The following is a 21,335-nucleotide window of genomic DNA, read 5'->3' on the forward strand; positions in this document are numbered from 1 at the left end:
TGATGATGGAGATTTAAGTCTTGAGGAATTAGAAGATTTAATTGACTCCATCAAAACTGTTGAAAAGGCTTTTAAAAAGAATAAAGTTAATTCATCCGAAATTTATGTAATCAGCTTATCACAACTTTACAGTGATGGTGAATTAGAAGATGATAAATTAAATGACTTAATCACTAAAATAGTTCTTGTAGAAGAGATATATGAAAACAATGAAATAGAAGTTTCTGAAACTGCTATTATTGAATCTGCAATGACTTTCATTAAAGAGAAATTAACTTACAATGAGTTAAATACATTAGTCCTTGTTGAAAATGAGCTTGCAGGCAATGAAATTGAATATCCAAAAGATGGAACTATCTATTTAATCAAAACTCTTGAAGAAGAACTTAGCATTGAAGAATATGATTATGTGCCTGAAGCTATTTCCAAAGTTTTAGATGTAATCATTAAAAATGAGATCAAGTTCCCTCCAAGTTACATTAAAGACTTAGTGAGAGTTTACATTAAAAGAGAGTTAACTGATGATGAATTAAATGAGTTAGTTCTTAAAGTAGACGAAGCTTACGAAAGATCTTATATTGAAGCTGGAGAAGCAGTAGGTACTGTTGCAGCTCAATCTGTAGGTGAACCTGGTACTCAGATGACCATGCGTACTTTCCACTACGCAGGGGTAGCTGAGTTAAACGTAACTCTCGGTCTTCCAAGGTTAATTGAAATTGTAGATGCAAGGAAAAAGATTTCCACACCTACCATGGACATTTACTTCGAGGAAGAGTACAAGAATGATGAGGAATTCGTAAGAAAGTTAGCGAATAAGATTGGTAAAAGTACCATTAATGACATATTATCTGATTTCAACTTGGATTATGGTGGAATGCAAGTCATAGTCACTCTCGATGAGAGAAAAATCCAAGATAGGAGATTAGATTATGACAGCATCATTGCACAAGTTGAAAAAATATTCAAGAAAGTTGAAATTGAAGATGATTATAAATTAACTTTCAAACCTAGAAATCCTACTATCAGAGAAATTAGGCTTTTAGCTGATAAAGTTCGTGACTTGCAAATTAGTGGAACCAAAAGCATTGGTAAAGTCATTATCCGTAAAGGTGATGATGAATGGATTATCCATACTGAAGGTTCTAACCTTAAAGCTATCTTCAACGAAGAGGGTATTGATAAGGCTAGATCAACCACTAACGACATTCATGAAATTGAAACTGTATTAGGTATTGAAGCTGCTCGTAACGCTATTGTCTATGAGTTAAACCGTACCTTATCAGACCAAGGTTTGACTGTAGATATCAGACACATTATGTTAGTTGCTGATATGATGACTTCTGAAGGAGTTGTAAAATCCATTGGAAGACATGGTATCAGTGGTGAAAAATCAAGTGTTCTTGCTCGTGCAGCATTTGAAGAAACTGGTAAGCATTTACTTCACGCAAGTATTAGAGGAGAAATGGATGATTTAACTGGTATTATTGAAAATATCATTATTGGTCAGCCAATTCCTTTAGGTACTGGATCAGTACGTGTCACAATGAAACCAGATGCATATTAAAGTTCAGATTATTTTCGGATATTTATTTAATATAAATATTCGGAAAATTTATTAAGAATTTATTAAATTTTTTATATTTTTAATATTTTCTTAATTTTTATTTATTTACTATAATTTTCATATTCATAGTTATTCTTAAAGAATTAATTTAAACAACAATTAATTTTAAACAATTAATCCAAAATTATAATTTTAAGAATGATTTTATTGTAAAATATTCTATTAAAATATCAATAAATTATAAATAATAGATGTATTATAATTAAATGTAATAGTTTAATTTCATATTTGTTATTTAATTTTATTTATTTAATAGCACATATTTTATTACTCTATGAAAATTTTATCTTGAGTAAGATATGATTATTTATGAATTTTTCTTATCTTGAGATAGATGATTTTTTTAAATTAAAATTTAGGAGGCAGATGATGGATATAGAAAGAGGAATAAGAGTTGCAGTAGATACCGGAGATGTTACACTCGGCTCAGAAAAATCTATTCAATCTTTAAAATTAGGTAAAGGTAGACTTGCAGTTGTTGCAGCTAACAGTCCTAAAGAAATTTTAGAAGATGTAGAATATTACGCAAATCTCTCTGAAATTCCTTTCATTGTATATGAGGGTACAAGTGTAGACTTAGGTTCTGTATGCGGTAAACCATTTACTGTTGCTACTTTAATCATAAACGATCCAGGAGATTCTACTATCTTAGAAAAAATGGGGTAGATTTTGTGTCTATTAAATTTAATGCACATGAGATCCGTTTTATAGCTCTCTTTGAGAGCATGACTGGTGCAATGGTTAAAGATTGCATCCTCGATGATGATAATGCCAAAGTTACCTTCGTTGTTAAAAACGGTGATATGGGGTTAGCTATTGGTAAAGGCGGAAGCACTGTAACCAAAGTTAAAAAAGCAGTTGGAAGAGGAGTTGAAATCATTGAGCACAATGAAGATCCTGCTCAATTCATTAAAAACGTTTTATCTCCTGCTGAATTGAAATCCATTAAAATCGTTGAGAAAAACAACGATGAAAAAATAGCTATCGTCAATACAGACTCTTCCAATAAAAGAATAGCTATTGGTAAAAACGGTATTAACATTGAAAGAGCAAAATTATTAGCAAAAAGACAACATGAAATAAATAATATTATTTTAAAATAATTCTTTTCTAATATTTTTGTTTTGCATTATTGTTTATGATTAATCACACATGATCTAACAATTTAGGTCATGTTAACTTTTTATTTTTAATTTTTCATTTTTTAATATTTCATTTTTTTAATTTTTTCAATTATTTCTAATTTTATTTTGTAATTTCATCACCATCACACATCAAAAAACCAAACATTTATTAGTAAAGTTATTATAATATATTATTATAATAGGTAACATTATGTTAAATTAACATTTGTGTGTAAAAAATTTTATCTAAATTTTTAATGTTAATTAATGTAATTTATTAGCTATAATTTCTTTATTTCTAAAACTAATAGCTATGTGTGCATTTTGGCTATAGTTTTCTTTATTTATTATAGTTTACCTATATTATTTTCATATCATTGAATTTCAATAATCGAATTTCAATGATTCAAACATTAATTAAATCAATACAGAAAATCATTTAATTAATGTATTTAATTAGATTCTATACTTATATTCTATTTTGTATAGGAGTTTTGATTGCTATTATATGGTTATTTTATCGTATAATTTTAGTATTTTGAGTTTAAATTAAGCTTAATCACCTTAGTTTGGATGTTTGAGTATAGATTTGAGTATAATAGTAAATCGCAGCGGTGGACTTCTATCTAAATCGAATTAATTATTTTAATCTTGTAATTTATTCAAAAAAGACACTTGTCTTATAAACTTAAGAGGAAGAATAAATATGCCAGGACTTTTTGCTGCTAAAAAGCTTAAAAAGAATAGACAAAATTTTAAATGGAAAGACGTAGATTACAAAAGAAGAGCATTACGTTTAGATGTAAAAGCAGACCCTCTCGAAGGGGCACCTCAGGCTAGAGGAATTGTTATTGAAAAAGTAGGAATTGAAGCAAAGCAACCTAACTCTGCTATTCGTAAATGTGTTCGTGTTCAATTAATTAAAAACGGTAAACAATTAACTGCATTTGCACCAGGTGACGGAGCAATCGGTTTTATCGATGAGCACGATGAAGTTATGATTGAAGGTATCGGTGGACCATCTGGAAGATCCATGGGTGACATTCCAGGAGTTCGTTGGAAAGTAAGTAAAGTTAACAATGTTGCTTTATCCGAAATGGTAAGCGGAAAAATTGATAAACCAGTAAGATAATTGAGGTAATTTTCATGGCTAAATTATTTGATAAATGGGATCTTGACGAAGTAGAGGTACAAGATTTAGGTTTAAAGAGATACATCTGCTTAGATGAAACTATCGTTCCTCATACTTTAGGTAGACACGTAAAAAGACAATTCGCAAAATCCAAAGTTTCTATTGTAGAAAGATTAATGAACAAAATCATGAGAACCCAAAGAAACTCTGGTAAAAAGAACAAAGCTTACAATATTGTAAAAGAAGCTTTAGAAATTATTCACAAAAGAACTAAAAAGAACCCTGTTCAAGTTTTAGTTACTGCTGTAGAAAACACTTCTCCACGTGAAGAAACTACCCGTATTAAATATGGTGGTATTGGATACCAAGTAGCTGTAGACATTTCTCCACAAAGAAGAGTAGACCTTTCTTTAGGATTCTTAACTAGAGGAACTTTACAATCTGCATTCAAAAACAGAAAATCTGTAGCTGAATGTTTAGCAAACGAATTAATCTTTGCATCTGAAGAAGATACCAGAAGTTTCGCTTTACAGAAAAAAGAAGAAAAAGAAAGAGTTGCAAAAGCAGCACACTAATTTTAGTGTTTTTAATAATTATAGAATTAATCAGAATTTTCTTTTTAATTTCTTTTTTAAATTTTTAATTAAATTTTTAGAAAAGCATTCTAATTTGAAAGCATTCTAATTTGAATTCTGTTTAATTTTTATATTCTTTAATTTTTTAATTTTTTTATTTAAAAGACATAATATTGACTTAGATATAGACTAAAATAATAAACTAATGTTTATAGGTGATGATTTTGAGTAGACGAGACAAAATGATTGCAAAAATCAAAGAATTGATGTATCAACCTACAAATATCAGAAACATTGGTATTTGTGCACACATTGATCACGGTAAAACTACTTTATCCGACAATCTCTTAGCAGGTGCAGGAATGATTTCTGAAGATCTTGCTGGAGATCAAAGATTCTTAGATTTTGACGAACAAGAACAAGCTCGTGGTATTACCATTGACGCAGCAAACGTATCTATGGTACACGAATATCATGATGATGAATATTTAATTAACTTAATTGACACTCCGGGTCACGTTGACTTCGGTGGAGACGTAACCCGTGCAATGAGGGCTGTAGACGGTGCAGTAGTAGTTGTATGTGCAGTAGAAGGTATCATGCCTCAAACTGAAACTGTACTCAGACAAGCTTTAAGAGAAAAAGTTAAACCAGTATTATTCATTAACAAAGTTGACAGATTAATCAACGAAGTAAAATTAGGACCAGAAGAATTAGCAAACAAATTCATTGGAATCATCAATGAAGCTAACAAATTAATCAGCAAAATGGCTCCTAAAGATAAAAAAGAGGAATGGCTTGTAAAAGTGGATGACGGTAGTGTAGCATTCGGTTCAGCATACCACAACTGGGCTATTAACATTCCAATGATGCAAGAAACCGGAATCAACTTTAAAGACATCATTGATTACTGTAATGATGAAAACCAAAAAGAATTAGCTAAAAAAGTACCTTTAGCTGATGTATTATTAGGTATGGTAGTAGAACACTTACCTTCTCCTGAAGTTTCCCAAAAATACAGATGTCCTAACATTTGGGATGGAGACATTGAAAGTGAAGCTGGTCAAACCATGGTTAACACCAGCCCTGATGGACCTTTAGCGGTAATGGTTACTAACGTATCTGTAGATAAGCACGCTGGTGAAGTAGCTACCGGTAGAGTATACGGTGGTACTGTAGAACAAGGTAGTGAAGTGTTCTTGGTAGGAGGTCAAGCTAGATCCAGAGTACAACAAGTTGGTGTTTTCTTCGGTCCTGAAAGAGTTCCTACTGAAAAGGTTCCTGCTGGTAACATTGTTTACATCACTGGTGCAAAAGGAGCTACTGCAGGGGAAACCATTTGTTCTCCTGAAAACAGGATTGTAGAATTCGAAGGAATTGAACACATCTCTGAACCTGTAGTTACTGTAGCTGTAGAAGCTAAAAACACTAAAGACTTACCAAAACTTATTGAAGTATTAAGACAAACTGCAAAAGAAGACCCTACCATTCATGTTAACATTAACGAAGAAACTGGTGAACACTTAGTTTCCGGTATGGGAGAACTTCACTTAGAAGTTATTGGTGTAAGAATCAACAACAAAGGTGTAGATATCAACACTTCCGAACCTATTGTTGTATACAGAGAAACCGTTGCAGGAAAAACTGCTAACCCTGTAGAAGGTAAATCTCCTAACAAGCATAACAGATTATACCTTGAAGTTGCACCTTTAGAAGATTCAATCTTCCAAGCATTGCAAAATGGTGACATCAAAGAAGGTAAAATCAAAGATAAGGAAGAAGCTCAAAAATTCATTGAACATGGTCTTGATAAAGAAGAAGCTAGAAGAGTATGGGATGTTTACAACAAATCCTTATTCATCAACATGACTCGTGGAATTCAATACTTAGATGAGATCAAAGAGCTTGTAATTGAAGGTTTCGAATCTGCACTTGAAGAAGGTCCAGTTGCAAATGAAATTGCAATGGGTATGAAATTCACTCTTGTAGATGCAAAACTTCACGAAGACGCAGTTCACAGAGGACCTGCTCAAATTTTACCAGCTATCCGTAACGCTATTAAAGGTGGTATGATGATGGCTGACCCTACCTTACTTGAACCTGTTCAAAAAGTTTTCATTAACACTCCTACTGACTATATGGGATCTGTTACTAAAGAAATCTTAAACAGAAGAGGTCAAATTGTAGATATGCCAACTGAAGGTGACATGGTAAACGTTGAAGCTAAAGTACCTGTAGCTGAAATGTTTGGTTTCGCTGGTGAAATCAGATCTGCAACTCAAGGTAGATGTTTATGGTCTACTGAAAACTCCGGTTTCGAAAGATTACCAAGAGAATTGCAAAGTCAAATTATCAGACAAATCAGAGAAAGAAAAGGATTATCCCCACAACCATTTGGTCCTGACCACTACTTAGGTTAAGCCCAAAGCAATTAAGATAATCTTTATCTTAAATTATCTGATTTGTTTTTATTAAATTAGGAATTTTTCCTAATTTAAATTTTTTATTTTAATTAATTATCTTTTTAATTAAATTTCATTAAGTTTCACTTAATTCGCTGTTTTTTTAGTTTTTTCAATTATTAAAAAAATAGTGGTATAATCATATAGTTTATATATTATAAAAAATATAATAATATACATATAGTTGAGTATTCTTATATTACATGTGATTTATTTTATATTGCATGTAATTGTTACCATGTAATTTTTACATGTAAGTTATAGAATAAATCCGTTGATATATCTTTGATAACATTTATTGATTATTAATTTATAAGTATTTCAAAAATATTCAACAATATAAATAACTTAACAAATAATTTTACTTAATTATATACTTAACTTATATACAATTTATAAAAAGAGGTTTTTATAATGGCAAAAGCAAAAGAACATTTAAATTTAGCATTTATTGGACACGTTGACCACGGTAAATCCACTTTAGTAGGACACTTATTATTAAAAGCTGGTGCAATCGCTGAACAACAATTAGATGAAGGTGAAGATAAATTCAGATTTGTTATGGACAAATTAGGTGAAGAAAGAGAAAGAGGAGTAACCATTGACTTAGCTCACCAAAAATTCTCCACCAACAAATACGACTACACTGTAGTAGACTGTCCTGGACACAGAGACTTCGTTAAAAACATGATTACTGGTGCATCCCAAGCTGACGCGGCTGTATTAGTAGTAGCTGCTAACGACGGTGTAATGCCACAAACCAAAGAACACATGTTCTTATCCATGACTTTAGGTATTAAACAATTAATCATCGCTGTAAACAAAATGGATATGGTAGATTACAGTGAAGACAGATTCAACGAAGTAAAAGCTGAAGTATCTGACTTACTCAGATCCATCGGTAGAGACCCAGCAACCACTCCTTTCATTCCTATGTCTGCATTTGAAGGAGACAACATCAAAGAACTCTCCGGTAACATGTCCTGGTACAAAGGTAGTCCTTTAATGGATGAATTAGACAAATTAGTACCACCTGAAAAACCTGTAGACTTACCATTAAGAGTTCCTATTCAAGACGTATACTCTATTACTGGTGTAGGTACTGTACCTGTAGGAAGAGTAGAAACTGGTATCATGAAACAAGGAGACAACGTTATCTTTGAACCTGCTGGAGTATCTGGTGAAGTAAAATCTATCGAAATGCACCACGAAACTTTCCCTGAAGCTGAACCTGGTGACAACATCGGATTCAACGTAAGAGGTGTAGGTAAAAACGATATCAGAAGAGGAGACGTAGCTGGACACACTACTGACGCTCCTACCGTAGCTAAAGAATTTACTGCACAAGTTGTAGTATTACAACACCCTGGTGTAATCACCGTAGGATACACCCCTGTATTCCACTGTCACACCTCACAAACTGCATGTACTTTCTTAGACTTAACTTCTAAACTCGACCCTGCTACCGGTCAACCTGAAGCAACCAAACCTGACTTCATTAAAACTGGTGACGCAGCTATTGTACAAATTAAACCAACTAAACCTATGGTTATGGAAGAAGCTGCAAGCATTCCTCCTATGGGAAGATTCGCTATCAGAGATATGGGTCAAACCGTAGCAGCTGGTTTATGTCTTAAAGTAACTGACAAAAAATAAGATTAATGATTAATTTTTAATTAAATTATTCATTTTTTATTTTTTTAGTTTTAATTTTGAAAATTTATTAGAGAAAGTTTTTAATTTTTCTAATAAATCAAATCTTTATTTTTAGGTTTTAAATAATATTTATTTTAAATCTATAGTATGTTTTAATCTAGTAATCTAGTTTAATCATATTTTAGGTTTAAACTAGATTATTAACCTGTTTAAGGAGGATTAAAATGAATCAAGCTAGAATTAAACTTACAGGTACTGATCCTGAAAAAATTAATTATGTCTGTGACCAGTTAAAGAAAATTTCTGAAAGAACTGGTGTAGATATTTCTGGCCCTATTCCATTACCTACTAAAAAATTAGTTGTACCAACTAGAAAATCTCCAGATGGAGAAGGAAAAGCTACTTGGGAAAAATGGGAACTTCGTATCCACAAACGTTTAATTGGAATTGGCGCTGATGAAAGAGCTATGAGACAAATTATGAAAGTAAGCGTTCCTGATAACGTAAGTATTGAAATTGAACTTAAATAATTAAGTTTTTGTTCTGAAATTATTTTCAGAATTAATTTTCATACTTTTATTTTTAATTTATATTAAATTTTCTAATTAGATTACTATTAATCATATTTATATTATTTTACATATTCATATGCCGAGATAGTCTAGCCTGGTAAGGCGCGGGACTTGAAATCCCGTGGTGTAATAGCCGCCTGGGTTCAAATCCCAGTCTCGGCGTTTCTATTATTACTTTTTTTATTATTTTTAATTTCTAATATTTTTTTGAAATTCTATTCTTTTTGAAATTTTAATTTTTTTAAATTCTAATTTTTTCAAATTATAAATTTTTTAAATTTCCATATTTTAAAAATTTTAATTTTTTCATTTTGTTAAAATTATTAAATTATTTATTCTTGAATTTTTTCTAATTTTATCTTCATTTTTTTTAAATTTTCATTAAAAATTCAATTTTTCAATTAAATTTTTTGATTAAAAAATTCACCATAGTTTAATCAACCATAACTTTCATTAAATTGGTACTTTTTATAAAACTTTTAATTTAATAACACATAGTTTTAATTTAATTAAAATAATCTTTTAATTATAATTTTTGAAAAATAGTAATCTATATGCAGTTAGTAAAATTTAATAATTTATTAAAAAATAGGGATTTGATGATGATTTTTTTTTGATAATAAAATTTTTTGTGATGGTTAAAAAAAGTATTTATGGTGGTAAATATTTGGATGATTTAAAATTAATTTTAAAAATTAATAAAAAATCTATCTTAAGCTTTTTTTGCTATGACTGTCATTAATGCAACAACAAAAATGAAACCTATGATCATAACAATGGACATTGATGAAAGTCCGTTAATAATGTCTGCTATTAAATTCATAATATTCCTCCTAAAAAAAATCAATAATTAATTTAATAATTATAATTTTATTTAATAATATTTTTGTTAATATACTATTTATAATTTTTTTAAATTTTTCACATCCAGTTCATGTATCCTAATTCATGTACAATGATTCATGCACCATAGTTAATGTACCGGTTTAAATGTTTCCATCTACAATTCTATTGGCAATTTTATCTGTCACTAAGATTATTGCTGAAACAATGATGATTAAGACCCACTCAAATAATCCAATTGCACAGGTCTTGAAAATTGTTTGAAGGAATGGAACATATATAACAAGGACTTGCAATATGAATGATCCAATAAGAGATAACCAAAGTACGGTATTTCTTGTTTTTGAACTGGACCTGTAATTCAATGCATTAAACAATTGATACAATACGAATACTGTAAATGCAATTGTAATTGCCTTGGTCTTCACATCCCCTACTCCATTATTTAATTCATAAATGAATAGTCCTAATGTTCCGATTGCCATAACCATTCCAGAAATTGTGATCTTGATCATTGTTTTTCTGTTGATCAATTCTCCTTTTTCAGGAGGTCTTCTCATTATGTCTTTTTCGGAACCTTCCAAACCTAATGATTGCGCTGGAGGGCCATCCATTATTATATTGATCCATAAAAGTTGAATTGGAGTAAATGGCGTTGGTATTGGCAATAATGACCCAATAGTGATTGTCAATATCGCTCCAACATTTGTGGATAATTGGAATTTTAAGAATCTTTTGATGTTATCAAAGATTGTTCTTCCTTCCCTAATTGAAGAGACTATTGTAGCAAAGTTATCATCCTGTATGATCATATCTGCAGATTCTTTTGTGACATCTGTACCGCTACCCATAGCTACTCCAATGGAAGCCTTTTTAAGTGCTGGTGCATCATTTACGCCATCACCAGTCATTGATACGATTTCACCATGGTTTTGGAGAACTTCAATGATTCTTCTTTTCTGTTCAGGATACACTCTTGCATAAACTTTGATGTCCTTTGCAATTTCATTGTATTCCTCATCACTTAAATCTTCCAATTCCTGTCCAGTAAGAATTACATTATTATAATTTTTTTCATGAATATAATAGTCTCTAGGGAGAATGCCTAATTCCATAGCTATTGCAGTTGCAGTGTCCTTATGGTCTCCGGTAATCATCACTACGTTGATTCCTGCCTTTTGACAATCTGCTATAGCGTCAATAGCTTCTGGTCTTGGAGGGTCCATAATTCCTAAAAGACCAGCAAATATCAAATCTTTTTCAAAAGTTTCTCCATGATGCTTATTCTCGGAATATGTTTTATGTATTTTGGAATCTCCTTTTTCTATTTCCTCATTGTCCAAATCTGAAATCTTTTCATATCCCTCATTGTCAAGCTTTTTGTAAGCAAGAGCTATGACCCTTAATGACCTTTTTGTCATTCTGTCAATTTCACGCATTATTTCCTTTTTGGTTGAACTGTCAAAATTGTTTATATGGCCATTGAAATCGATCTTATCAGATAAGTCTAAAATCAGTTCAGGAGCTCCTTTTGTTAAAACGTAATAATCTTTATTGTCATCCTCATCAGCTTCACTGTAAATGAAGGTCATTCTTTTTCTATTGCTGTCAAAAGGTATTTCCAATTCTTTTTCAAAATTCCTATTCGCTTTGAGCTTTTCAAAATCATTGTCAAGTGCGAAGTGGTATGATGCCAAATCAGTGGGGTTTCCAATCAATTCATCATCTTCGTATCTAACTCCGTTACATAATCCTGCAATTAATACACCATTCTCTTGACTGGTTAAGAAAGGGGTTCTAACAGTCATTTTGTTTTCTGTTAAAGTTCCAGTTTTATCTGTACAGATGTAAGTGCATGATCCTAATGTTTCTACAGATGACAATTTTTTAACGATTGCATTGGATTTTGCCATCTTTTGCATTCCTAATGCCAAAGTCAAAGTCAAGACTGCAGGAAGACCTTCAGGAATAGCTGCAACAGCAAGAGAAACTGCGGTCATAAAGCTTTCAAGAATGTCCATGGCTTGATAAAAGTCTATGATGAATACGAGTATACAAACGATTATGGAGAGTATTCCAATTTTTTTACCTAATCTGCCCACTTGAATTGTTAAAGGTGTTTCCTCTGCATCTTCTTGAATCATGGTAGCTATTCTTCCGATGGTTGTTTCCATTCCAGTAGCTATTACAACACCTGTTCCTTTTCCAAAGATTACATTTGAATTCATGGATACAAGTTTAGATTGGATATCTTCCTCTTTTGAATATTTTTTAATATCTTTAATCTTATTTGAGAAATCGGATACTCTTTCATAATTGGTATCTTTTTTAACAAAATCAGACTCTCCAGTTAAGGAGGATTCATCCACTCTCAAATCATAAGATTCAATTAAAATCAAATCTGCAGGAACTTTATCTCCCTCTTCAAGAATTACAATATCCCCTAAAACAAGATTTTCACTAGGGATTCTTTTGATGTGCCCATCTCTTTTAACGTGTGCATCTGTATGGACTAAACTTTTAAGCTTTTCCATAGCATTTTCCGCACGATATTCTTGGGTAAAACCGATTATTGAGTTAATTATTACAACTATAAGTATAACAATTGCATCCAAATGATTTCCAATCATATAGCTTGCAATGGCTGCAATTATAAGCATGAATATTAAAACATCCAAGAATTGGGATAAAAATAATTTCAAAGGACTATCTTTTTTCTTTTCCTGAAGCTTGTTTAAGCCGTATTTTTCTAATCGAGCATTAGCTTCAGCGCTGTTCAATCCTTCTTTTTGAGTGGAGTACTGCTTTAATATTTCTTCTATCAATATAATCCCCAAGTTCATAATTTGCTAAAAATAGTTTTTTGAAATCTCCATTTTGAGATTTTCATGATTTTTTATACTATATTTATATATGATATATAATGTGTAAATTTATATCTTTAATTTATGTTATTTAAATCTTTAAGGTTTTAACTTTCAAAATCCCTTATTTATCTTTCATATATGTAAAATGAAGCACGATTATAATTTTTTAACTTCATTTTTTTGGTTTTCATGTTCAAATCTTCATTGAACAATGGTTTTATGATTAATGTAGCGTCAACATTATCCCTTATTTTCATAATCTCTTCCTGCAATTCTGCAGGGGGTCTTATTGAAAACAATATGTCTGCATCCTTATAGATACTCATGTTTGGATTGAAAACATCATCTTTTATAATGTTTTCATTTGCAGGATCAATATCTGTCATTATAATGTCAATATTTTCATTTTCACTTAAATTTTTAGATATTGTTTGGAATTTTCCCGCTCCAATTTCAACTATTTTTGTTTTTTTGCCGGTTTTTTCACTATTTTCAATAGCTAATTTAAGAATGAATTCCTCTAAATCGTTCCACATTTTTATTCCTTTTTAAGTTTTTTATTTCTTAATAATGTATTTGTCTTTTAATAATTTAATATGTTCTATTTCTGTTTTATTTTATCTCACTTTCATGCTTTTAATTTAATTTTTAGAAATATTTTTAATGGAGTAAATTAAATAATATTAATATAAATTTTCAATTAGAAAAATGATTAGAAAATAATATTTATTTGATTTTTAAAGTGTTTTTTATGTTTATTCGTGAATTTGTCCCTTCTGATTTGGCCAGAGTGTATCAAATTGAAGTAGAGTCCTTTTCCACACCTTATGAATTGGCTATTCTTCAGCAATTATATGAAATCGGCGCAGGATTTCTTGTTGCTGTTGAAGATGGTGAGATTGTAGGGTATATCATTTTTTGGGTAAAAGAAGAAGGTTTAGGTCATATAATTGCTCTTGCAGTTGATAGCAAATTCCGCAGACAGCATATAGCAACTCGATTGCTTATGATGGCAATAAGCATATTCAGGAATATTGATATCCATAGGGTAACTTTGGAAGTGAAGTCCCATAATGAAGCTGCTGTCAGTTTCTATCAAAAATTCGGTTTTGAAATTGATAGGAAAGTGCCTAATTACTATGAGGATGGATCTGATGCTTATGTTATGTTATTCAGCACCAATAAAATAAGCAATTAATTAAAAATTTAAATAAATTAATAAAAAAATTTAAAAAAATTTAAAAAAAATAATTAATAAAATTAATCAATTAATTAATTTAATAAATTAAAAAAAATTAATTATTTGGATTATTTTTAGTCAAATCTAATTTATAGCTAAGATTGTTCTCTTTTTTAAGTTCACTTAAGTCTTTATTGATTTTTATATACTCCTTTTCAACTTCCAATAAAGAAGTAACCAATCCTTCCCTATAGTTATTCACTTTTTTGGTATCCAATAGGAACTTCTGTTGGGTATATGGCTTGGAGTTGACTATTTCTGAAATTTCCTTATCTTCAAGTTCGATATTGATTTCCAGCTTGTTTCTAAGCTTTTCATAGTCTTCTAGGGTTTTTAGTTCATTTTCAATTTCATGCCTGATTATTAGATTTTGTGTGGACTTCAATTCTTCCAAATCCCTATCTTCATAGGCCTCTTTGGAACTATAAAACAAGTTTTCCTCATAATCTGTTGGTTCAAGCAATAGATCAGGATGGATTTTTCTTATGCAATCCTTATAAATTGTGTGCAATTCCTTAAAATCCTGTTTTTTGCTTAAATTGTTTTTATGCTCTTCAATAAGGATATTCACTTTTGCAGTTTCTGTCTGCAATTCCAAATCTTCCTCTTTAAACTCATTTTCAATATGGCTTTCAATTTCACTCATATTGATTTTTGGCTTATTGATTTTGGTCTTATTGATCTTGATTTGATTTTCCTCTAAATCACTTAATTCCTTGTTGAATTGATTAGTGGATTGTTGATTAACCATTTTCTTAATCAATTCTATAGTTCTTTTTGTTTTCTTGATTTTAAGCTTGTAATCTTTAATCTTGTATTTATAAACTCCAAATTTTAAGGAATAATCTGTTTCAATTTCTCTGCATGTGAAATTTATCAAATTATCTTCTTCAAAGAGTTTGCTGGCTAGAATCTCTCTTAAATAGCTTATTTCATCTTTTAAACTATCAATATATTCCTCGTTTTTTGCATCATTTTGAGCTTCTGTCATTTTCAAACTCCTTGTATAATTAATTTTAATCTTTAAATTTTTTTTAAATTTTTCCAATTCTATCTATTTTAATTTATCTGCGTCTTCTTTCTTGCCTATGCAATCTTTTTGGCTGATTGGAAGGATAATCGTAATCTGAATAATATCTTGAATCTATATTCCTATGGAATTGTCTAGGATTTCTGCCATATCTTTCTCTTTGCATTCTTTTCCTGTACTTTCTTTCCTTTCTTCTTCTTATCCTTCTTTTTATTCTTCTTATTATGCTCCTCACTATCAATAGGATTAGAATTATTGCAACGATTATCATTCCTATTGGCAAGAGTTCAAATAGTAAATCTCTGTAATATTTGTAGAATGCCATTTCAGATGGGAAATTCATAGTGCTTGCACTTGTGTCATCTTCTGTAAGAAGTGCAAAATTGTAAACCAAGTCATAATAACCGATGGTTGCACCTTCATAATTAATTGAATCTGGTGCTTTTCCATGCTCATTCATATAGTCTACAACAATATCTGCCATATTATAGTAATCGTTAAATGAATATTCCCCTTTTGTAAAGCTTGAATATTTTTGTGGGTTGTCAGGTGCTCTAAATTCTCCAGGAACTTCTAAAGCATATCCTCCAATGTATGAAGCGCTCATATACAGTAATTGCTGAGTGGTGTAGGAACCGTATGATTCCTGCATATCATTTCCATGGCCATCAACAATTTTTTTGGAATCTTCTGCTAAGTATTTAGGGTCTAACTTGTGATAAACTATTAAATCTGTATCCAATTGCTTGTTTTCGTTTGTTCCAGCATAAATTGAATTAATGATTTCATTTGCGATATATTCGTTAACATTATCGCTGTCATATGCGATTATTCCTTTGTAGCAATCATCAGGATATTCTTGTGCAGGTTGAATCAAGGTTATTCCTGCATCATTCAAGAACTTTCCAGGGCTTTGCACTGATGCGAATGTATAATGTGACCAATTGTCATCATAAGACCTTCTAAGGAAATTTATGGTATTCAAGTCAAGTGTACCTGCATTTACATAAATGATCTTTTTGCTGACTTTAGTGGAATAGTCTGCAAGGTCAACTAAATTTCCTGCACAAGCGCCAGCTATTGAAACTGCCACATCACATCTGGCTGCCATTACCCTTGTCCCTTCTCCAGGATTTGAAGCTGAATCATCAACCACAACAACGATGTCTCCATTGGTTTTTGATTCAATTCTTTCTTTGATATCATTTAATCTTGCAAAATCGGCATCATGCTCATGCAAATTGTCTGAAGTTAGAAATACACTGGTTGCATCTGCACTTTCAGCAATTATCGGGCATAAAATGATTAATGATAAAAGCAATAAGGGAATAATCTTTTTCATAGTATTATCTCTTAAGAAATATGAACTTATAATAAAAATTTTTTAATTAAATTGTGTCATCGTCTTCTTCAAGAACCCATTTGATGGTATCCAATCTAATGTCATTTGTCCAAATCATAGCATGGACTTGATTTTTCATTTCTATATTTTCTTCAACGGATGCTTCTTCATACTTTTTGTTTAATTCTTCAGCCCTTCTCTCGAACCTTTCAAGAAGGTCACGATTTTGAGCTTCAGAATTGACTAAAGTGCTTGTTAACATAATGGATTGCAATTCTGATCCTGCAAGGATTACTTTAAGCTCATTTGAGAGTTCATCTTTCTCTGCTCTTAACCCTGCAATCTTATCATTCAATAATTCAATCTTTTCTCCAATTTCATCTTTTGTTTTCATTTTGTAATCTCCAATATTATTACCAATATTATAATTATCTTTTTTAATTATCTTTTTTAATTATCTTTTTTAATTATCTTTTTTAATTTTATCCAATGTATAAATTCATTATTTATTTAATGTATGAATTCATTATTTTTCCATGTCCCAATTAACTGGTTTTTTCTTTCGTCTTCCCCATTTGGTTGATTTCCACATTCCAGTGTTTCTATTTGTCATGCCTTCCCTTAAATCGATTCTTTCTTCTGGCAGGTTCTTAGGATCTATTTCCTTTTTTTCAGTTAAATTAGCTCCACATTGGCTACAGAATTTAGCATTAGGGTCAAAAAGTTTTGTTCCGCATTTCGGACAGAATTGGTTCATATTTTCACCTTCAGATTTTTAAAACATATAAATTAAATCATAATTTAATTATTATTTTTTAATTATTATTTTAATTATTTTTATAGATATCTATAATTTATTAAGACAATTATTTAAACAATTATTTATAAAAGTATTTATAAATTTTTAATCAGAAACAAGGCATGTGATAGTATGGCTGATGACATTATTGAAATTGATGATTATGAAGTAAAGGATAAGCAGATAATAGAAACAGATAATGAGGATTATAAAAGGGATTATAATCAAAGGGAATATGATGGATATGATAATCAAGGAAGCGTCAATGGGTTTTATAAGTCCATCTCATTTAGTAACACTTCTTTATTGATTATTATAATGGTTATTGTTTTATTGGTAGCTATTTTTATCATGACTTTCGATTAATTAAAAAACTATTTGCTTTCCTAACTAATTGATTTGAATGTTTGATTTAGAGATTTTACTTAAAAGATTCTCATTTGAGAAGAATAATAAAAGATTTAGAATATATAATCTCATTATCCTGATTGCAGGTTTGTCCCTTTACTTATTGAACAATCATTTTTTGCATGATATCAATTGGTTTTTCATGTTTTATTTCAATGATTTTCTAGCTATTGTTGTGTTATTAAGCTTTTTAAATCTTGTTTATCCTTATAAATTGACTAATGTCTGGCTAATAATCATCGTGACTGTCTTAGCTTCATTCGTATGGGAATATGTGGCACTGTTTATCAAAGCAGGAGCAATATTTGACTTTATTGATGTTATCTGCTATTTCGGATCAATGGTGATTTACTTAATTTTATTGTACTTTTTAGAGGGAAAAATTAATACTTCAATTTAATGACAAATTTGTAATTTTAATTCTTAGTGATATTATGGAACAAAACAATTCTAATTACTCCCCAGATTTTAGATATCTTCTTAATTTTTCTTTTTCACAAAAGAGATTAAGCTCTAAAGATGATGGTAATGATTTGGACTTTCAAGCTTTTTCAAGATCTTGCATGAGTTCAAACATCATCTCTGAGACTGCACTGGAGGAAAATTATATTTTACTGAAAAAGAAATCATTGCTCCAACGAAAATCCATGGGATCTCTAAAGATTTTTTATAGTGAAATCATTGATTTGAAACTTAATAAGTCTGACTTGTCTTCATTATATTCCTCCATAGTTATCGTTTATTCTAAAAATGGCTATACTAAACATTTAGTCTCATTAAGCAGTTCTGATGGATTTGCAGTCAGATGGTTTTATGATGAATTGGTTGTAAGGTATTCCATGATCAAGTCCAATCTAAACAAATCAGATTTTCTCAAATCCAATGAAGAGGATTATTTGGATGGAAAAGGTAATGATTCCAATGATTCACAGAAATTTGATGATTTCATGAATCAAATGAATGCTGAGATTTCAGAAAAAAGAAAAAGAGAGATTTCAAAGCAAGTGAAATTTGATAGATGTTCTAGTGAGGAACGCTGATTTCTAATAAAGTTTAATTCAAAATTTATTCAAAGTTTAACTCAAAATTTATCAAAACTTAATTTAGAATTTACTCAAGGCTTAACTCAAATTTTTGTTTTTTATTTTTTATTTTTTCATTAATTCTTGTTCAATTTTTATTAATAATCACTTATTTTTTATTAACAATTTAACTGTTTTTAACCTATTTTTCTAAAATTTATTTTTTCAATAGATAACTTAAAATATTTTGTATAATAGATATTATATTATAATGTAATGTTTAGTAAAAATTTAATAAAATTCTATGGATTTTTCATAATATTTTTTTATAAAAATCTGATTTATAGAATAGTTTAAATTAAATAAATTACATAAATAATTAAGGTAAATTAATTTAGCAAAAAGTATCATTTTTTATGGAAAATACTTTAGATTGCTATTTAATTTGATGATTATTTTAGATTAAATACAATGAATAAAATGGTGAAAATATGGGAAATGAAGCAAAATTAGCTTTAGAAGATGGAACTGTTCTAAAAGGTGAAGCCTTTGGTTATGAAACAGTAACTGTAGGTGAGCTTGCTTTCTCAACCGGTATGTCTGGTTATACCGAAGCGCTTACTGATCCGTCATTCAAAGGACAGATATTGATGTCAACTTATCCTTTGGAAGGTAACTACGGAGTCAGTGAAGAATGGTATCAATCCGATAAGGTACAGGTTGAAGGTTTTGTAGTGAGAGAAGCTTGTAAGAAATTATCCAATTTTGGTACTAAGAAGACTTTAGATGACTTCTTGAAAGAGTTCAAGGTACCTGGAATTGAAGATATCGACACAAGAGACTTAACTTTGAAGATTCGTGAAAAAGGTTCTCTTAAAGCAGCACTCGCTACTGAAGAGATTGATGATGATGAGCTTGTAGCTCGTGCTCAAGAGCATAAAAGCATCATTGATTTAGACTTGGTTCCTTTAGTGTCAACTCCTGAAATAAAGACTTTTGGTGACTTTGATAAAACTGTAGCTATTCTTGATTGTGGTGTTAAAAAGAACATTATTAACTGTTTCTTGGAAAATGATATTGGTGTTGCTTTATTCCCTTACGATACTGATTATCAAACCATTTTGGATTATGGTGTAAATGGACTTATGGTATCTCCAGGTCCTGGAAACCCAGAAAGATTAACTGACACAATTGCAAATGTGGAAAAATTAATTAACAAGTTCCCTGTATTTGGTATTTGTATGGGTCAGCATGTAATTGCAAAGACATTTGGCGCTACTACCTATAAAATGAAATTTGGTCACAGGGGAGCAAATCAACCAGTAAAAGACTTGCAAACTGGAAAAGTTTTCATTACTTCTCAAAATCATGGATTCGCTATAACTCCAGATTCATTGAAGGGAACTGATTTGGAATTAACCCAAATCAACTTAAATGATGGTACTCCAGAAGGATTCTCGCATAAGGAATTGCCTTTAAGGACTATCCAATACCACCCAGAATCTGGCCCAGGTCCAAATGATACAAAAGTCTTGTTTGAAGAATTTGGAAATATGATTAAGGAGTATTAGGATTAGAATTTCATTGTATTTAATTGATTATATTAATTGATTATTGAATTATTAAAATTTTAAAAATTATAAAATTATTACTTTAATGTGGATTGAGAGAGGATAATATGCCTGTTGATGAGGATATTAAAAAAGTGCTTATAATTGGTTCTGGACCTATTCAGATTGGTCAGGCTGCGGAGTTTGACTACTCTGGTTCTCAAGCTTGTAAATCACTTAGAGAAGAGGGATTGGAAACTGTTCTTGTAAACAGTAATCCTGCTACCATCCAAACCGATATGGATATGGCAGATACCGTTTATACCGAACCGTTGACTCCAGAACTTGTTGCTCAGATTATTGAAAAAGAGAATATTGATGCTATTTTGCCTACTATGGGAGGGCAAACCGGTTTAAACATTGCAACTGAACTTGGAGAATTAGGTCTTTTGGAAGGCATTAAGGTTATTGGTTCTGATGTTCAAACAATTGCAGATGTGGAAGACAGAGACTTGTTCGCTAACTTTATGGATAGGTTGGATGAACCTATTCCTAAATGTCATGCTGTTGAATCTGTTGAAGAGGCTTTAGAGGCTGTTGAGGAAATTGGTTATCCTGTAATTGTACGTCCCGCATTCACCTTAGGTGGTACTGGTGGTGGAGTGGCTCATAATAAGGAAGAGCTTATTGAAGTTACCACTCATGGTCTTGACATGAGTTACATTAACCAAGTTTTAATCGATGAATCTGTTCTCGGATGGAAAGAAATCGAATTTGAGGTAATGAGAGATAAGAACGATACCTGTATCATTGTATGTAACATGGAAAATGTGGACCCAATGGGTATCCATACAGGAGACAGTATTGTAGTTGCTCCTATTCAAAACCTTAATGATGAAGTATGTCAAAATTTAAGGGATGCTTCCATCAAGATCATTAGAAACTTGGGAATTAACGGTGGATGTAACATCCAATTTGCTTTAAATCCTGAAACCAATGAATATAAGATCATTGAAGTAAACCCTCGTGTAAGTAGAAGTAGTGCACTTGCATCTAAGGCAACAGGTTATCCTATTGCAAAAATCTCTT

The 21,335-nt window shown here is 30.7% G+C and carries 21 protein-coding genes and 1 tRNA gene; 16 read left to right on the forward strand and 6 right to left on the reverse strand.

Going from position 1 to position 21,335, the window contains the following annotated elements; genetic code table 11:
* Nucleotides 1-250: 250 nt before the first annotated feature.
* The 10 genes from rpoA2 to VW161_RS04600 all read left to right on the forward strand — a co-directional run bounded on the left by rpoA2 (nucleotide 251) and on the right by VW161_RS04600 (nucleotide 9,999).
* On the forward strand, nucleotides 251-1,564 hold the full coding sequence (gene rpoA2 / locus VW161_RS04555; protein WP_304093285.1) for a DNA-directed RNA polymerase subunit A'': 1,314 nt from the start codon (nucleotides 251-253) through the stop codon (nucleotides 1,562-1,564).
* Between the two features lie 426 nt (nucleotides 1,565-1,990).
* Complete coding sequence (locus tag VW161_RS04560; protein ID WP_296856561.1) at nucleotides 1,991-2,290, forward strand: 50S ribosomal protein L30e; 300 nt, start codon at nucleotides 1,991-1,993, stop codon at nucleotides 2,288-2,290.
* A gap of 5 nt (nucleotides 2,291-2,295) precedes the next feature.
* Nucleotides 2,296-2,727, forward strand: a complete 432-nt coding sequence (locus VW161_RS04565; protein ID WP_304093283.1) for a NusA-like transcription termination signal-binding factor — start codon at nucleotides 2,296-2,298, stop codon at nucleotides 2,725-2,727.
* Between the two features lie 727 nt (nucleotides 2,728-3,454).
* Entirely contained in the window at nucleotides 3,455-3,880 is a 426-nt protein-coding gene (locus VW161_RS04570) for a 30S ribosomal protein S12 (RefSeq protein ID WP_067147408.1), read from the forward strand.
* A 14-nt stretch (nucleotides 3,881-3,894) separates the two neighbouring features.
* Nucleotides 3,895-4,455, forward strand: coding sequence for a 30S ribosomal protein S7 (locus VW161_RS04575; protein WP_295605545.1), 561 nt, complete (start codon nucleotides 3,895-3,897; stop codon nucleotides 4,453-4,455).
* Between the two features lie 224 nt (nucleotides 4,456-4,679).
* Entirely contained in the window at nucleotides 4,680-6,875 is a 2,196-nt protein-coding gene (locus VW161_RS04580; protein ID WP_304086235.1) for an elongation factor EF-2, read from the forward strand.
* 456 nt (nucleotides 6,876-7,331) lie between these two features.
* Nucleotides 7,332-8,573 carry a translation elongation factor EF-1 subunit alpha gene (gene tuf, locus VW161_RS04585; protein WP_304086233.1) on the forward strand — a complete coding sequence of 414 codons (1,242 nt, stop codon included), beginning with the start codon at nucleotides 7,332-7,334 and terminating at the stop codon, nucleotides 8,571-8,573.
* A gap of 224 nt (nucleotides 8,574-8,797) precedes the next feature.
* On the forward strand, nucleotides 8,798-9,103 hold the full coding sequence (rpsJ, locus tag VW161_RS04590) for a 30S ribosomal protein S10 (protein WP_292776411.1): 306 nt from the start codon (nucleotides 8,798-8,800) through the stop codon (nucleotides 9,101-9,103).
* Nucleotides 9,104-9,223: 120 nt separating this feature from the next.
* Nucleotides 9,224-9,307: transfer RNA gene (locus VW161_RS04595), tRNA-Ser, on the forward strand.
* Between the two features lie 566 nt (nucleotides 9,308-9,873).
* Nucleotides 9,874-9,999: a hypothetical protein gene (locus VW161_RS04600; protein WP_304093281.1), complete on the forward strand. Its 126-nt coding sequence runs from the start codon at nucleotides 9,874-9,876 to the stop codon at nucleotides 9,997-9,999.
* Nucleotides 10,000-10,131: 132 nt separating this feature from the next.
* On the opposite strand, the gene VW161_RS04605 is transcribed toward VW161_RS04600, so the two are convergent.
* Together VW161_RS04605 and VW161_RS04610 are read right to left on the reverse strand one after the other, a co-directional pair.
* Nucleotides 10,132-12,810 carry a cation-translocating P-type ATPase gene (locus VW161_RS04605; RefSeq protein WP_304086261.1) on the reverse strand — a complete coding sequence of 893 codons (2,679 nt, stop codon included), beginning with the start codon at nucleotides 12,808-12,810 and terminating at the stop codon, nucleotides 10,132-10,134.
* Nucleotides 12,811-12,980: 170 nt separating this feature from the next.
* On the reverse strand, nucleotides 12,981-13,391 hold the full coding sequence (locus tag VW161_RS04610) for a UPF0146 family protein (protein WP_304086227.1): 411 nt from the start codon (nucleotides 13,389-13,391) through the stop codon (nucleotides 12,981-12,983).
* A gap of 215 nt (nucleotides 13,392-13,606) precedes the next feature.
* On the opposite strand from VW161_RS04610, the gene rimI reads away from it, so the two are divergent.
* Nucleotides 13,607-14,053 (forward strand): ribosomal protein S18-alanine N-acetyltransferase, encoded by a 447-nt coding sequence (gene rimI, locus VW161_RS04615; RefSeq protein WP_304086225.1) that lies wholly within the window; start codon nucleotides 13,607-13,609, stop codon nucleotides 14,051-14,053.
* Nucleotides 14,054-14,150: 97 nt separating this feature from the next.
* Here rimI and VW161_RS04620 read toward each other — a convergent pair whose 3' ends face one another.
* The 4 genes from VW161_RS04620 to VW161_RS04635 form a co-directional block, all read right to left on the reverse strand.
* Nucleotides 14,151-15,086 (reverse strand): hypothetical protein, encoded by a 936-nt coding sequence (locus tag VW161_RS04620; protein ID WP_304086222.1) that lies wholly within the window; start codon nucleotides 15,084-15,086, stop codon nucleotides 14,151-14,153.
* Between the two features lie 73 nt (nucleotides 15,087-15,159).
* Nucleotides 15,160-16,467 carry an adhesin gene (locus VW161_RS04625; RefSeq protein WP_304086219.1) on the reverse strand — a complete coding sequence of 436 codons (1,308 nt, stop codon included), beginning with the start codon at nucleotides 16,465-16,467 and terminating at the stop codon, nucleotides 15,160-15,162.
* 46 nt (nucleotides 16,468-16,513) lie between these two features.
* A complete protein-coding gene (locus tag VW161_RS04630) occupies nucleotides 16,514-16,861 on the reverse strand; it encodes a hypothetical protein (RefSeq protein ID WP_304086218.1) in 348 nt (115 codons plus the stop codon).
* Nucleotides 16,862-16,993: 132 nt separating this feature from the next.
* Complete coding sequence (locus tag VW161_RS04635; protein ID WP_304086215.1) at nucleotides 16,994-17,224, reverse strand: zinc-ribbon domain-containing protein; 231 nt, start codon at nucleotides 17,222-17,224, stop codon at nucleotides 16,994-16,996.
* A 174-nt stretch (nucleotides 17,225-17,398) separates the two neighbouring features.
* Between VW161_RS04635 and VW161_RS04640 the strand changes: the two genes are divergently transcribed.
* The 5 genes from VW161_RS04640 to VW161_RS04660 form a co-directional block, all read left to right on the forward strand.
* Nucleotides 17,399-17,632: a hypothetical protein gene (locus tag VW161_RS04640; RefSeq protein WP_304086213.1), complete on the forward strand. Its 234-nt coding sequence runs from the start codon at nucleotides 17,399-17,401 to the stop codon at nucleotides 17,630-17,632.
* A 37-nt stretch (nucleotides 17,633-17,669) separates the two neighbouring features.
* Nucleotides 17,670-18,074, forward strand: coding sequence for a hypothetical protein (locus VW161_RS04645; RefSeq protein ID WP_304086211.1), 405 nt, complete (start codon nucleotides 17,670-17,672; stop codon nucleotides 18,072-18,074).
* Between the two features lie 34 nt (nucleotides 18,075-18,108).
* A complete protein-coding gene (locus VW161_RS04650; RefSeq protein ID WP_304086209.1) occupies nucleotides 18,109-18,714 on the forward strand; it encodes a hypothetical protein in 606 nt (201 codons plus the stop codon).
* Between the two features lie 473 nt (nucleotides 18,715-19,187).
* Nucleotides 19,188-20,267 carry a glutamine-hydrolyzing carbamoyl-phosphate synthase small subunit gene (gene carA / locus VW161_RS04655; RefSeq protein ID WP_304086206.1) on the forward strand — a complete coding sequence of 360 codons (1,080 nt, stop codon included), beginning with the start codon at nucleotides 19,188-19,190 and terminating at the stop codon, nucleotides 20,265-20,267.
* A 107-nt stretch (nucleotides 20,268-20,374) separates the two neighbouring features.
* Nucleotides 20,375-21,335, forward strand: a 961-nt coding sequence (locus tag VW161_RS04660; protein WP_325192750.1) for an ATP-binding protein, incomplete at its 3' end; no start/stop codon positions are given.

This window comes from Methanobrevibacter ruminantium (assembly GCF_016294135.1).
Classification (GTDB): domain Archaea; phylum Methanobacteriota; class Methanobacteria; order Methanobacteriales; family Methanobacteriaceae; genus Methanobrevibacter; species Methanobrevibacter ruminantium_A.